Source organism: Cobetia sp. 5-11-6-3 (assembly GCF_013374055.1).
Classification (GTDB): domain Bacteria; phylum Pseudomonadota; class Gammaproteobacteria; order Pseudomonadales; family Halomonadaceae; genus Cobetia; species Cobetia marina.
Window position 1 is genome coordinate 99,402 of record NZ_BLWJ01000007.1, and the last position, 14,588, is coordinate 113,989.

The window sequence follows — 14,588 nt, forward strand, 5'->3', positions numbered from 1 at the left end:
CTGGTGATGTCGGAGGAAATGAGCGACCGCGGCATCCCGCGGCCGCCCCGCCGCCAGCCCGAACGGGTTGTTTCAGGCTTCATCCAGACGCGCGACGGCATCCTGGCTGATGCGATCACGCTGGGCGCCCGACAACTCCTGCAACGTGCCGGCGCGCATCTCGAACAACCTGTCTGCCTGCGCGAAATAATGATCATCGTGACTGATGGCGAAGACCGTCTTGCCCATCTCGCGCAGACGCGGCAACAGATCGCGATAGAAGATACGGCGGAACTGCGGGTCCTGATCTGCCGCCCATTCATCCAACAACACGATGTCGCGACGCTCTGCCACGGCCATCAACAGCGCCAGTCGCTTGCGCTGCCCTTGAGACAGCTCGGTGTTGATCACACGGTTCTCCTCGAGCACCAGCTTCTCGCGCATCTGCAGGTAGTCGATCCACTGCGCGATCAATGCCGGATCTGCCTGCTCACCGGTCGGTCCCAGCAGGCGATCGAACTGATGGAAATCAGTGAAGACCGCCGAGAACTGCTGACGCCAGGCTTCCCGCTCGTCTTCTCCTATCGGGTGCCCGTCCCGCATAAGGGAGCCTGATGTCGGCCGATAGAGGCCGGTCAAGAGCTTGGCCAGGGTCGACTTGCCGCTGCCATTGCCACCGATCAGGAAGACCAGCTCTCCGCGCCTGAGGGTAAGATCCAGCGGGCCGACGCAGAAGGCCTGCGCGTCGTTGTGCGCAATGTCCTGTCCCAGGGTCTCGCGGCCGGCGTAGCGGAAACAGACACCCTGCAGACTCAGGGCCTGCCAGTCAGACCCGGCCGACGTGTCTGCGGCTGACGCATGTCCCTGCGGCGGTGCATCTTGAGGAGACGCGAAGTCGGCGTTGACCGGTGCCAATGCCAGCTTGCGCAGCTTGGCAAAGGCCACATCCGCCCCCAGCAAGGTCGGCAATGCCCCCACGGCCTGGATCAAGGGCGTGCGCAGAAACAGCAGCGTCAGGGAAAAGGTCGCGGCGACCTCACCGCTGGCCCAGCCCAGGCCATTGGCCAGATAGAAGACGATGCCGATGGCACCCAGCATCATGATGTTGGAGAAGTTGACGGCGCTCAGGTGGTAGGTATCCGCGCGCACGACGTGATGGCGATACTCACGGGCATTGACGCTATAGCGGGTGTCGAAATAGTCACGCGCACGGGGTCGATTGAGCGCCAGCTCCTTGCGCCCATCGATGACCGCCTCATAGTCGGCGTAAAGGCGACTCTCCGCTTCACGCACCTCGGCCAAGTGGCGATAGACTCGCGTGACCAGCCAGCTGCCCCCCATGATGGTCAAGGTCACCCAGATGGCGGTGACCAGCATCATGCCGGGGGATAGCCAGCCAAGATAGAACACGGCTCCGAGGGTCAGCACGATGCCCTGCACCAGTTCCGGCAGGCGCACGAACGCCAGAGTGATGTTGCGGATGTCACTCGACAGACTCGCCAGCAGATTGGCACTGCCCAGCTGCTCGAGCCGCTCGATATCGGTATCGAGGATCTGCTTGACCAGACGCCCGCGCAGTCCGTGCACGAAATGATGCCCCAGCGTCGTCAACGCCAGTTGTGCCCCCAGGGTAATCGCCAGCAACAGCAGAATCAGCCCGAGAAACTCCGGAAGCACCCCGACATGGGCCGCAAGCCCCTCGTCCAGGGGGACGGTGGCAGAATGCGCGATGAGTCGCTGGTTGATATAGGCAATGACACCGATTCCCAGCCCTGCACTGACAAGGCTCAGAAAGATCACACCAAGAAAGGACCAGCGATAATGGGCAAGAACCACTTTCAGTAACGTCACACCTGCTCCCGGGCACCATGGCAATCAGACCGCCACCAGAAGGCGGCGACGCAGCTCATGTGACTGCGCCGACAGGAATCTTACGGCGCGCATACTTTAATGCAAGAAATAATGAGAAATATTATCACTACGAAATGACAGCGGTAGGTACCGTCGCGCGATCCGGCTCTTTGCACCTGTCCCCGCGAGAACCGCCCCCGCTCATGACGCTCGGCGGTCACGGGCCACTCAAGTGGCCGTGAGTCTCACCATAGCGTCATCTGGCGATCCAGCAGACGATCGAAATCATCCTTCACGAACGGAAGAATGCCATCGGCAACGGGCTTGAGCTGACGACTCAGATAATGCTCCACATCGATGGGAGAGCGCAGGTACTCGACAGGCTCCGGCCCGGCAGTGGTCATCACGTAGCGAATCCAGCCGCCACGCTGGTAACGCAACGGCAAGCCGAGCCTGCGATTCTCGTCATCCGCCAGACGCGCTGCCCGCACATGCGGGGGCACGTTGCGCTGGTAGTCATCCAGACGTCGCCGCAGGCGCTTGCGATAGATCAGCGCATCCACGTCAGAGTGGCTGTCAGTCCCTTGAGCATGGCGCTGCAGAGACTCCTGCACGTAGCGCTTGAGATACTCCTGGTAGGGGCTTCCCTCGAAGATGCGGCGATAGAGGCCTTGCTGGAATACCTTGGCCAGCGGCGTCCAGTCGGAGCGCACGGACTCGAGCCCCTTGAACACCAGCTCGCTCTCACCTCCCTCACCCGTCTGCCGGAGGCCTGCATAGCGCTTCTTGCTGCCCTCCTCTGCTCCCCGGATGGTGGGCATCAGAAAACGCTGATAATGGGTCTCGAACTGGAGCTCCAGAGCACTGTCGAGCCCCAGACTGTCCTTGAGATGCCGCTGCCACCAGGCGGTGACATGGGCGGCCAGTTCACGGCCGATCTCACCGGCCTCCTCCTCCGTGTGCGCCTCGCCAAGCCAGACGAAGGTGGAGTCGGTGTCACCGTAGATCACGGTGTAGCCGCGTGCTTCGATCAACGCCACCGTCTGCTGGATGATCTGATGGCCACGCCGTGTGATCGAGGAGGCCAGACGCGGGTCGAAGAATCGGCAACCGCGTGAGCCCAGCACACCATAGAAGGCGTTCATGATGATCTTGAGCGCTTGCGTCAGCGGCACATCGCCTGCCGCCCGGGCGGCGTCCCGCGCCTGCCATATCTCCGCGACGATGGCGGGCAGACAATGTTTGTCACGCGAGAACCGCGCACCGAGAAACCCCGGGACGCTTTGGCCCAACGACACATCATCCGACTCATGCAACCCTTCGATGAGCCCCAGCGGGTCGATCAGGAAGGTCCGGATGATCGAGGGATACAGACTCTTGAAATCCAGCACCAGTACCGAGTCGTAGAGTCCGGGCTGGGAGTCCATCACGAAGCCGCCGGGACTGTCCTCCCCCACCACATCTCCCAGATTGGGCGCGACCTTGCCGAGTCGATGCAGGCGCGGCAGATAAAGGTGGGTGAAGGCCGCCACCGAGCCACCGCTGCGGTCGGCTTCAAGTCCGGTGACACTGGCCCGCGCCAGCAGAAATTCCATCAGCCGCGTCCGCTCGAAGATACGCGTGACCAGCTCGCAATCCTTGAGGTTGTAGCGCGCCAGCGACGGCTTGTCCTCGGCGAACATGCGCAGGATCTCGTCCAGACGGGAATAGGGATCATCGATGGCCTTGCCTTCCTGCAACAGCTCACGCGAGACATTCTCGAGGCTGAACGACTCGAAATGCCAGAAGGCCGACTTGAGCGCCTCGATGCCGTCCACCACCCACCGGCCGGGAATCTCGGCGAAATAATGCTCCGCCTGACGCGAATGCGCTCGCCACTGCATCGTGCTGCCATCGCGCCCCAGGCACAGAGGCAGATTCTCGGCCTCCGAGAGCCGCACCAACATGCGCAGATCGAACTGGATGACATTCCAGCCGATGATGACGTCCGGATCGTGGCGTGCCACCCAGTCGATCAGGCACTGCAGCAATTCATGCCGGCTGTCCCGATACTCGAGCCCGAAGTCGCATCGGGCAGTCGTCTCACCGTTCGCCGGGCCCAGCATGTAGACCTGACGCTGGCCGCAGCCTTCAAGCGCGATGGAATACAGATTGCCCCGGGCATCGGTCTCGATGTCCAGCGATGCCCAGCGCAGGGGGGGACGGTAGCCGTCAAGCGGCATGAGGCGTGCATTGTGCAGACTGCCATCGGCGTGACGCTCACCACGCGCCGTGACGCCCGCCGTGATGAAACGCTCCATCAGATAGCGATCAGGCGGACGGACATCCGCCTCATAGACGTCGACACCGATCGCTTTCAAACGACGTGCCAGCTGCCCCAACGTGCGGTATTCGCGACAGTAAAGTCCCACCACCGGACGATGATGAAAGTCTTCCAGTGCCAACGGGCGCAGCTCGGCCCCGGGCTGGAAGCGGACCAGAGTCTGCGCCAGCACCTGCTGTTCAGCTGGCAGGAAAGCGACCACCTCCTGGGGCTGAGTCTGGACTCGCATCCCGCCATCCTCGGTGCGAATCCAGACGCTGATCACGACACCTTCCGACGTATCCCGCCAGTGTCGCGTCATCACGAAGCCCTGATGAGCCGTGGTGGGAGTCGCTTTCACGCCTGTGTCCGGCTCGAGGTCATCCTGGCGAGTGGACGGTTGGGGGAAACCTGACGATACGGCCTCTGGCACTGCAATACCCTTACGTTGAATATACGAATGCCGAGCAGGATGAGATCAAGACGCGACTGCATCCCCATACGTTAAGATGAATTCAGTAACGTGCAACAGCCGTCGCGACGCCACTGCTTGATGACGGTAACGTCCGTGCCTTCCCAGCGATGTGAATGACGACTGCGGCAAGGAATGCCCCTCCCAAGATACCGGCACGACTCAAGGAGCATGCGTCATGCAACGCTTTGAGATGATTCAAACCCTGCTGGGCCAGATGCTTGGCCAGATCGACGATATCATCTTGCTTGCGGATGATCAGCGACACATCACCTACATGAACGACAGCGCGGTAAAGGCATTCGGCTATCCGCGTGACGTGCTGATCGGCCAGCAGACACGCATACTGTATGCCTCCAACGATGAATTCGAGCGCCAGGGCACGCGACAATTCCGCACCGATGCCCTGCCCCCCAGGGAGGGGCGGGTCATTCGCTATCGACGTCAGGATGGCAGCTTCTTCTATGGCGAGACACTCGGCGGCCCCATCAAGGACCCGTCCAGCGACAACACCTTCATGTTCGGCCTGATCCGCGATGTCTCTCGTCGCGTGACAGCAGAGCACACCCTGCACCGACTCCACGCCATCACCTCTTCTCGCCAGCTGTCCTTCAATGATCGCATTGATGAACTCCTGAAACTGGGATGTGCACACTTTGGCCTGCCCATCGGTATCTTCAGCCGCATCACGGATGGTGATTACGTCGTCCAGCGTGCCTGCCATCCGGAAGACCTGCTGGCACCGGGACTGAGTTTCTCCCTCAGCGATACCTACTGTGATCACGTCTACAAGGCCGATAGCGTACAAGCCTTCCACCATGTGGCAAGCAGCGAGATCAGAAACCATCCCTGCTACTCCAACTTCAATCTGGAAGCCTACATCGGCGCGCCGGTGATCGTGGATGGTGAACGCTACGGTACCTTCAACTTCTCGAGCCCCGATCCGGTGAAACCCTTCACTTCGCAGGATATCGAGCTGGTGCGTCTCATCGCACTGTGGGCCGGACATGAAGTCGCGCGTGCCAATGACATCAATGCTCTGAAGGAAGCCCATCAGGCGCTCGAGAAGGTCGCGATCACTGACCCGCTGACCGGCCTTTACAACCGACGTCATGCTCAGAAAGTGCTGGAGGAGAGTATCACCGCGCTGTCGACTTCCCAGGTCGACCAACCATTGTGCGTCGCATTGCTGGACTTCGATCACTTCAAGAAGATCAACGACAACTACGGCCATGACGCCGGTGACCTTGCCTTGCAGCAGCTGGGTGTCCTCGCCGAGGACATTCTGCTTCCCGGGGATACTCTCGCCCGCTGGGGAGGTGAGGAATTTCTGGCCATCCTGCCCAATTCACTGCTCAGCGACTCTGCCACACGCATCAATACGCTGCGTCAGCGCATGAAGGACAGTGTCGTGGAGCACGCTGGACAACGTCTGCCACTGTCATTGAGCATCGGACTTACCTGTCTTGCACCCAGCGAGCGTGCCACGCGCGAGCAGCTCATCGCTCGCGCGGACGAGGCCATGTACGCCGCCAAGGAAGATGGGCGGAACTGCCTCAGAATGGTGTGACAGAAAGTCTTGCAGTCTGCCTTCACGCCAAACGGGCCCGAGATCACACTCTGGCCTCTTGTTTTCCCGCCAACCGCCCCTCCTCCTGATGACCCGCGAGCGATCGAGCGGGGATTGGCTGACGCCTCGCACTCTGCCAGCGAACAGGCTAATGTCATGGGCTTCGCCTCGATGCCAAGCCACCCGACGCCTTCATTGCCAGAGCGTTCATGTCATCACACGACTCCCATGCCTCCTCCCCTGATTCCCGCAGCGCCGTCGGCCTGGCGGAAGATGGCGTTCTGTCAGCGCAGCCCACCGGCATCGCGCCCCTGACGGCAGCGCTCGCCTCGCCGACCCAGCACGAGCGCCACCAACTGGGCATCTTCCTGCTGCCGGGCTTCGCGATGGTCGCGCTGTTCTCGATGATCGAACCGCTGCGCATCGCCAATCGCCTGCGCGGGATGCGCCTGTATCAGTGGACACTCGCCAGTCAGGATGGCGCACCGGTCAAGGCCTCCAACGGTATGGTCCTGCCGGTGGACACGGCACGTGACGAGCTCCCCTCGGTGGACAAGCTGGTCGTATGTACCAGCTTTGCCCCGGAAGCCTATCTGGAAGATCGCACTCTTCAATGGCTTGAGCAGCGCTCCCGCAGCGGCTGCCAGCTCGGGGGCGTGGACACCGGCTGCTTCGTGCTGGCACGTGCAGGCCTGCTGACGGGCAAGACAGTCACATTGCACTGGGAGAGCCTGCCGGAATTCACCCAACGCTTCGATGAGGTGGATGCCGTGGAGTCTCTTTATGAAATCAGTGATGATGGTTTCTTCTGCGCCGGAGGCAGCGCCCCGCTGGACATGAGCCTGGAGCTGATCCGCCGCCAGCATGGCCAGACGCTCTATCAGGCGGTACGCGAACAGTTGATTCTCGATCAGGGACGACTGCCCGCCAGCCGGCAGCGCGGCCTCAGTCAACAATCGGCAGACCTGGCAGATCCGCTGCTCAGACGTGCCATCACGCGCATGGAAAACACCCTGGAGGCGCCACTCAGCATCGAGGCACTGGCCGAGGAGCTCGGGCTCTCATGGCGTCAGTTGGAGCGGCGCTTCCAGCAAGGGCTGGGATGCACGCCTCAGGCCTATCAGGGAGAACGTCGCCTGCTGCATGCGCGCAGTCTGCTTCATGACACCCGCCACGGCATCACCGATATCGCCCTGGCCTGCGGATTCACATCGCACTCGAGCTTCACCCGCGCCTTTCGTCGCCGCTTCGGGATCACCCCGACACAGGCACGACGCCAGCCACCGCGTCCCGTCTCATGAGCTGACACGCCACGCGCGCACCAGATGTCGAATTGGGCACAGATGGCGTCGAATTGGGCACAGAAGACACCTGCATGGACTGCCATTCTGTCGGGGAACTGATCACCGACAGAAGGAAGGACTCTCCATGGCGCTCCCGATGACACCCGACTACGACAGCTGGCCGATTGACGAGACTCTCGTGAAGGTCACCCACGAAGCGCGCTATCTCAGCGTGAGCTGGAGCGACGGGCGCGTCAGTCGTTTCCACAGTGTCTGGTTGCGCGAGAACGCCGCGGATGACACCACCATCAATCCAGCGACACGCGAACGCATACTGGATCTCTCCCAGCTGCCAGCATGGCCGGAGATCGCCAAGGCCAGCATCGATGAGGACGGTGCGCTCAGCGTGCTGTTCACGCCGGAAGACCGCCGCCTGCGCTTCCACCCGGGCTTCCTGCGTGCCAATGATTACGACAACCAGAGTGTCTTGCCGCCAGAACTGCCGCCGCTTGCTCTCTGGCATGGTGAACAGCTGGAACAGCCCCCGACCATCGACGCCGCCCGCCTGGCCAGTGCCGAGCATGGCAGCCAGCAGGAGTCCGAGATCCTCAATCCGGCCCTGCACGAGCTGCTCGGCAAGGGACTGGTGCGTCTGCGTAATCTGCCGGCGGAGTCCGGCGCCCTGGAGAAGGTCGCCGAGCGCATCGGCTCGATCCGCACCACCAACTTCGGTCACCTCTTCAATGTCCGCGCGATCCAGAACCCGGACTCCAACGCCTATACCTCCATCGCGCTGCCACCGCATGTAGACTTGCCGACCCGGGAATACCAGCCGGGCCTGCAGTGTCTGCATTGCATCGAGAACAGCGTGGAAGGCGGCATGGCGGTGATGATGGATGGCTTCGCCATCGCCACGGCACTGAAGGAAGAACACCCAGAGGCCTACGAGACCCTCACCACGGTGCACTGGCGTTACGCCAATACCTCGCGCAATACCGATCACGTCTGGCATTCACCAATGATCGTGCTGGGCCAGGCGGGAGAGCTGCTGGAAGTGCGGATCGCCGACTTCCTGCGGGGCCCGATGATGGCACCGTTCGAGCAGACCGAAATCGCCTACGATGCCCTGATGACACTGCAGCGCATGCTGCGTGAGCCGCGCTTCGCCCTGCGCTTCACCTACGCGCCAGGTGACCTTGTCATCTTCGACAATCGCCGCCTTCTGCACGCCCGCGATGCCTTCGAAGGCGACAGCGGCAGCCGCTGGCTGCAGGGCTGCTACCTGGAGCGTGACGAGGTACGCTCGCGCTATCGCATGCTCAAGCGTGCCGAGCGCGCGGAGCGGGTCGAGGCAACGCCTACGGTCTGATACTCGAACATCAAGATGGCGTAAAGAAATGGCAGCCCCGAAAGTTTCCATACAAGCCTGGGGCTGCCCAGTATCGCACGCGATTTCAATGTTGATGCTCCTGATCATGCGCGGCGTGAGAATGACCATCTGCATCACCGTTGCTTTTCAGATCATGACTTTCCTGAGCAGGGCTTTCCTGCAAAGCATCATGATGCCCATCATCATGGGGTAACTCTCCAACCCCATCAGCATGGTGCGATGACTGCGATAGCGTAGTCTCACCTCCGCCATGTTGATGACCATCACTTGCTGCCACAAGGGCCGTATAACGCGCAGCACTCATGTCAGGAAGTTCTTCCATGAAGGCGACCATCTGCCAGATGTACTCATCCTGCATACTCTTGCCCCATGCAGGCATTCCGCTGGCTTTTATCCCATGCTTGATGACCCAGAAACGCTCATGAGGCTCACCGCTCATGGTAGATGCTGCGAAATTCGGGGGACTGGGATAAAGCCCCCTACTGAGTTCTGTCTCTGACATACCAGGTGCCAGATGGCAGGAGGCGCACATCGAGGCATAATTGCCTGCACCGGCGACAATCATGGCTTCATCATCAAGCAGGGGAGCCTGGATAGCACTGGAGTGGAACTCGATGGAGCGATCACGCGCCGTTTCAAATACTTCGTACACCCAACCCCAGTGCGGGTCATCCGCGGCCACACTGATGACCCCGGAATAAACCGCCCCCGCACCAAGAGTTGCCAGCATCATCAACGTCAGCCACATTCCCCATAGCATTTTTTTCATGTCATATCCCTTGGTCAAGCAAGCATATTCAATGAACAGATCGTCTGACACCATGCAGACAATGGGGCCTTGCCTCGTCATGCTTCCTGAAATTCAGGAAAGGCGCAGTATCCAATCATGAGCAGGTCTTCACGAATGCCACGAATGCTGGTCACCGTCGCGGAGGCGTAACCTGATGACTGAACACCGCCGCCAGCGTGCTTCAGAACATCATGCGCATCCCAATCACGACACCCGTATCTTCTACCGTCTCGCTTTCCTCACGCCGCATATCAGCAGTTTCGCCATACTCCCGCTGCCAATACATACCTACATAAGGAGCTACTCTACGAGTCACCTCATAGCGAGCACGCAAGCCGATTCGCACAGAATTGAGACCCGATCCGATAGCCTGTTGTCTGGATTCATTGGCAGCAAGGACGATTTCACTACGTGGCTGTAGATACCAGCGCTGCGTCAGGCGTATATCATGTTCAAGTTCCAGACTGGCAGTGACGATGCCTCCCTCTCGATATTGGACTGCTGCATCCGTCTCGATTCTGTAGGGTGCAGTCCCTTGAAGCCCGAAGACCCCATACACGCTTTCATCATGATCATCACTGAGTACGCCGCCCTGATAGCCACCTCCAATCTGAAACTCCCAGAAATCGGCAATCAGGCGACTATAAAGAAGCTCAAGTGACTCAAACTCGGCGTCTTCGCCATCGCCCTGGGTATTTTCCCCTTCTGACTTGAGATAGACACGATGGGTATCTCCGCCATACCAGGCCTGAAAATCCCATATCAGTGAGTCCTCGCCCTTATTCGGAAGGCTATATTCCAAGCGATCGAATGCTGCACTCCACTGGAGATGTTCTGCCATGGGTGATGGCCATGACTGCGGGGCATCATAGCCATCCTGAGCGAACGCTTGAGAGACACCAGCACTGGAGAACAGAAACGCCGTCACGCTGGCAAGACGAAATGAATGATGACTGATTGACATGATGACTCCTCAAGAAACCTTTACGACACGGAACATACCTGCGTCCATGTGATACAGAAGATGGCAATGGAAAGCCCAGCTACCTTCTGCATCTGCAGTGATCAACGCTGACACTCGCTCACCCGGTTTGACATTCAAGGTATGTTTGCGAGGAATCAGATCTCCTTGACCATTCTCCAACTCCATCCACATGCCGTGCAGGTGTATGGGATGCTCCATCATGGTGTCATTGATCAGGATGAGCCGAAGTCGCTCATCTTTCTTGAAGTGAATCGGGCCATTGACTTCACTGAACTTCTTGCCATCGAAGGACCACATATAGCGCTCCATGTTGCCGGTCAGATGCAGCTCCATCTCGCGCGTGGGGCCGCGCCTGTCCGGCCAGGGCGCATGGGCCTTGAGGTCCTGATAGACCAGTACACGACGCAGCGATTGATCCAGACCGATGCCAGCCTGGTCGTAACGAGCCCCCTGCTGAACAGCACCCGCCATCAGCATGCCATCCTTGGCTACATCGGCTTGCAGGCCCGTCATCTTCGAATGATCCATGCCTGCCATCTTCGAATGATCCATACCAGCCATCTGCGAATGATCCATGCCTGCCATCTTCGAATGATCCATACCGGCCATCTTCGAATGATCCATACCGGCCATCTTCGAATGTTCCATACCTGCCATCTTCGAACGATCCATGCCTGCCATCTGCGAATGGTCCATTCCCGCATGAGCGCCCATGGCCTCCATCCCGCGATCAGCGATCTGTCGTCGTTCAGGTACGGGCGCCTCCATCCCGGGGCGAGGTGCCAGCGTGGCTCGCGCATAGCCACTGCGGTCCATGGCTTCGGCGAAGATGGTGTACGCCTTGTCGTCTTCCGGTGTCACCAGCACATCGTAGGCTTCCGCCACGGCAATGCGGAACTCATCCACTTCTACCGGTTGCACTGGCTGGCCATCTGCAGCGACCACGGTCATCTTCAAACCTGGAATACGTAAATCGAAGTAACTCATTGCCGAGCCATTGACGACACGCAGACGTACGGTTTCCCCACGCTTGAATAGCGCGCTCCAGTTTTCTTCTGGTGAATGACCATTGAGAAGATACGTATAGGTACTGCCGGTGACATCCGCGATATCCCGCGAACTCATGCGCATCTCAGCCCACATGCTGCGTGCCTCGATCGTGTCTACCAGCCCTCTACGCCGCACATCCGCAAAGAAATCAGCAACGGTCCGTTCCTGGAAGTTGTAATACCCCTCCATGGTCTTGAGATTGCGAAAGACTGTCTTGGGATCTTCAAACGTCCAGTCAGTGAGCAGCAGGACATGCTCACGATCGTATTCGAAGGCTTCGGGAGTCGCTGAATCGATGATCAGGGGCCCAGCATGGCCTTCCTGCTCCTGAAGGCCTGAATGGCTGTGATACCAGTAGGTACCGCTCTGGGTGACAGGAAACCGATAGGTAAAGGTCTCGCCCGGTGCGATTCCCGCGAAGCTGATACCCGGCACGCCGTCCATTTCCGGGGGAAGTATGATGCCATGCCAATGGATGGAGGTCGGCTCATCCATCAGGTTCGTCACCTTGATGACAGCATCTTGCCCCTCTTTCAAACGCACCATGGGGCCGGGGCTGCTGCCATTGATCGTGATGGGACGCGCGAACTGCCCGTCGATGTCGAAATCTTCACGACGAATGACAAGCGAGACTTCGGGGCCATGCACAATCCCTTGAGAATAAGTCGATGTTTGCCCCCAGGGATTGGCCCAGACAGGTGCCATCCCCAGTGCCATTGTGCCAAGCCCCAGGGCAGAACCTCCCTTCAGCAATTGACGACGTGATACAGAGAAATCAGACGTTCCTGATGCCATGGCCATTGTTGCCCCCGGGTCATGAATGATGAGTCATGACATGGATGAAGCCACGGCAAGCTGAAACGATCCTGAATGAAGAGACTATTTACGTGTTGGCAGATGCACGTTGACTCTCAATCCCCCTGCTGCTCCTGATGAGTAGCTCACGTAACCCGCGTATTGCTTGACGAGATGCGAAAGAATGGAGAGCCCCAACCCATAACCTGGGTAAGTTTCGTCCTGTCGCCACCCACGCTCGCCAAGATGGGCCAGTTGTTCCTGCGGCACCCCAGGACCATCATCCTCAATACAGAGTACGACCTGGTCACTCTCTACCGTCACTCGGCATTGCACCTGATTGACAGACCACTTGCCCGCATTATCCAGCAATATCCCGAGCATTTCGGTGAAATCCTGTGTCTCGACATTCACCCAGCTATCCGCATGCTCATTAGATACGCCCAGACACTCCAGCAAGAAGGTGCGCTGCGGATAGAGTCCCTGGAACATCTCGATCAATCGCCCGGCCTCTTCAGCAGGGCGCGTGGTCTGGCCCGCACGTGGGCCAGCAATACGGGCTCGCCTGAGTTCGGCCTCCAGCTGGGAGTGTATCGCTTCGACACGTTGCAGCATCTTGCCACGACGTACCTCATTGATCGGGCGTGTGCCCCGCAACACCTGCGTCAATGCCGCCAGAGGTGTCTTTAGAGCATGGGACAGGTTGGCGACGGACTCTCGTGAGCGAGTCAGACGGCGATCAAATTCATCCAGTAGCTTATTGAGCTGTGACACCAGCGTATCCAGCTCCGACGGCACCGTGAGGGCAATCCGCTTTCGATGGCCGGTTTGGAGTTCACTCAACTGGTGACGCAAGCCACTCAAGGGCTTGAGACCCCGTCTTACCGCCAGCAGATTGAGTGACACGAGAATTCCCCACAACAACAAGGCGCTGGCACCAATCCACCAATGAACTCGGGTCAAGCCCTTCTCCACTGGCGAGAAATTCTCGGCAATCAACAATTGCACCCGTTGCCCGCGCAGATCAAAGCCATACCGATAGGCCAACATAGGCTGCTGCTGCAGCTGATGCATGAACAACGCATCCCCCTTGCCCTCAAGCAAAGGAAGCATCTCCGTAGGCATGGCAGGAAGCGAAGTACTGACCTCGTTCCCGACTCGCAACACATAGAAATGATGAAAGCTCAGAGACTCCTCGCGTGCCGCCACCATGAGCTGGGCAACAGGACGCTCATCTTTCTTGAGCAAGGTGACGATGTGAGATGCCTCATCCTTGAGACGCTCACCAAGAAAATCCTTCGCCAGCTCGTGCAGAAAGACCCCATGCAGATACCAGGCAAACAACACTACAGCGAGGGATGCCCCTCCCAGGCGTGTCAGCAGACGAAAACGAAGGCTACGACGATCGATGTGAAACAAGCAGGTACCCCTGTCCGCGACGGGTCTGTATCAAGTCCTTGCCCACGCGGCGGCGAAGACGAGCGATATAGACTTCCACCAGATTGGGTGCAGCGGCATCCTGCTCCAGTGCATAGAGCTGATCCAGCAACTGCACTTTGGAATGCACTCTGTCTGGATGATGCATGAGGTAGCGCAGCAAACGGAATTCGGTAGCCGTCAAGGTCAACCAATCCTCGCCGTCGCAACGGACACGTTGCGACTCCTCATCCAGCTGAATCCCGCTGACCTCAAGATACGTATGGCCTCCCCCTTGGCGACGCCGAAGCAGCGCATGAAGTCGCGCCAGCAACTCGGCTTCATGAAATGGCTTGGTCAGATAATCATCTGCCCCGCTGCGCAACCCCACAACCTTGTCCTCCCAGGTATCACGTGCCGTAAGAATCAGCACGGGAATATCCACGTGAGACTGTCGCCAGCGTTTCAGCAACTCCAACCCCGAACCATCCGGAAGCCCGAGATCCAGAACGACCAATGCATACTGTTCCGTCGCCATGAAAGCCTGTGCTTCATGCAGACTCGTGGAGACATCCAGTCGATAGCCATTATCTTCCAGCAGTTCAGCGAGGCTTTCTGCCAGCAGGTCATCATCCTCAAGCAACAACAGCTTCATGCCTACCCTCCTTTATCCCACTGACCTTCACTGAACACCGCTCCCATGGC

10 protein-coding genes are annotated in these 14,588 nt (G+C 59.1%); 3 read left to right on the forward strand and 7 right to left on the reverse strand.

Annotated elements, in window-relative coordinates; all coding sequences use genetic code 11:
- Positions 1 to 72: 72 nt before the first annotated feature.
- Positions 73 to 1,830 (reverse strand): multidrug ABC transporter permease/ATP-binding protein, encoded by a 1,758-nt coding sequence (locus HXS66_RS12630; RefSeq protein ID WP_176503682.1) that lies wholly within the window; start codon positions 1,828 to 1,830, stop codon positions 73 to 75.
- 245 nt (positions 1,831 to 2,075) lie between these two features.
- Positions 2,076 to 4,493: a DNA polymerase II gene (locus HXS66_RS12635; RefSeq protein ID WP_255303237.1), complete on the reverse strand. Its 2,418-nt coding sequence runs from the start codon at positions 4,491 to 4,493 to the stop codon at positions 2,076 to 2,078.
- A gap of 289 nt (positions 4,494 to 4,782) precedes the next feature.
- Between HXS66_RS12635 and HXS66_RS12640 the strand changes: the two genes are divergently transcribed.
- From HXS66_RS12640 to HXS66_RS12650, 3 genes are all read left to right on the forward strand, one after another.
- Positions 4,783 to 6,174, forward strand: coding sequence for a diguanylate cyclase (locus HXS66_RS12640; protein ID WP_084208784.1), 1,392 nt, complete (start codon positions 4,783 to 4,785; stop codon positions 6,172 to 6,174).
- 209 nt (positions 6,175 to 6,383) lie between these two features.
- On the forward strand, positions 6,384 to 7,475 hold the full coding sequence (locus tag HXS66_RS12645; protein WP_255303238.1) for a GlxA family transcriptional regulator: 1,092 nt from the start codon (positions 6,384 to 6,386) through the stop codon (positions 7,473 to 7,475).
- A 127-nt stretch (positions 7,476 to 7,602) separates the two neighbouring features.
- Positions 7,603 to 8,826 carry a TauD/TfdA family dioxygenase gene (locus HXS66_RS12650; RefSeq protein WP_176503683.1) on the forward strand — a complete coding sequence of 408 codons (1,224 nt, stop codon included), beginning with the start codon at positions 7,603 to 7,605 and terminating at the stop codon, positions 8,824 to 8,826.
- An 85-nt stretch (positions 8,827 to 8,911) separates the two neighbouring features.
- Here HXS66_RS12650 and HXS66_RS12655 read toward each other — a convergent pair whose 3' ends face one another.
- The 5 genes from HXS66_RS12655 to HXS66_RS12675 form a co-directional block, all read right to left on the reverse strand.
- Positions 8,912 to 9,616: a cytochrome c gene (locus tag HXS66_RS12655; protein ID WP_176503684.1), complete on the reverse strand. Its 705-nt coding sequence runs from the start codon at positions 9,614 to 9,616 to the stop codon at positions 8,912 to 8,914.
- A gap of 202 nt (positions 9,617 to 9,818) precedes the next feature.
- Positions 9,819 to 10,601: a copper resistance protein B gene (locus HXS66_RS12660; protein ID WP_176503685.1), complete on the reverse strand. Its 783-nt coding sequence runs from the start codon at positions 10,599 to 10,601 to the stop codon at positions 9,819 to 9,821.
- A gap of 9 nt (positions 10,602 to 10,610) precedes the next feature.
- Positions 10,611 to 12,473: a copper resistance system multicopper oxidase gene (locus HXS66_RS12665; protein ID WP_176503686.1), complete on the reverse strand. Its 1,863-nt coding sequence runs from the start codon at positions 12,471 to 12,473 to the stop codon at positions 10,611 to 10,613.
- Positions 12,474 to 12,551: 78 nt separating this feature from the next.
- The gene (locus tag HXS66_RS12670) at positions 12,552 to 13,886 is read right to left on the reverse strand and encodes an ATP-binding protein (protein ID WP_176503687.1); all 1,335 of its coding nucleotides are present in this window, start codon (positions 13,884 to 13,886) and stop codon (positions 12,552 to 12,554) included.
- On the reverse strand, positions 13,864 to 14,538 hold the full coding sequence (locus HXS66_RS12675) for a response regulator (RefSeq protein ID WP_176503688.1): 675 nt from the start codon (positions 14,536 to 14,538) through the stop codon (positions 13,864 to 13,866). Before HXS66_RS12675 ends, HXS66_RS12670 begins: the two co-directional genes overlap by 23 nt.
- Positions 14,539 to 14,588: the final 50 nt, after the last annotated feature.

What these genes read in the sequence shown, in the direction of transcription:
- HXS66_RS12640 (WP_084208784.1), top strand. Translation starts at nt 4,783, where the DNA reads ATGCAACGCTTTGAGATGATTCAAACCCTGCTGGGCCAGATGCTTGGC.
- HXS66_RS12645 (WP_255303238.1), top strand. Translation starts at nt 6,384, where the DNA reads ATGTCATCACACGACTCCCATGCCTCCTCCCCTGATTCCCGCAGCGCC.
- HXS66_RS12650 (WP_176503683.1), top strand. Translation starts at nt 7,603, where the DNA reads ATGGCGCTCCCGATGACACCCGACTACGACAGCTGGCCGATTGACGAG.
- HXS66_RS12655 (WP_176503684.1), bottom strand. Translation starts at nt 9,616, where the DNA reads ATGAAAAAAATGCTATGGGGAATGTGGCTGACGTTGATGATGCTGGCA.
- HXS66_RS12660 (WP_176503685.1), bottom strand. Translation starts at nt 10,601, where the DNA reads ATGTCAATCAGTCATCATTCATTTCGTCTTGCCAGCGTGACGGCGTTT.
- HXS66_RS12665 (WP_176503686.1), bottom strand. Translation starts at nt 12,473, where the DNA reads ATGGCCATGGCATCAGGAACGTCTGATTTCTCTGTATCACGTCGTCAA.
- HXS66_RS12675 (WP_176503688.1), bottom strand. Translation starts at nt 14,538, where the DNA reads ATGAAGCTGTTGTTGCTTGAGGATGATGACCTGCTGGCAGAAAGCCTC.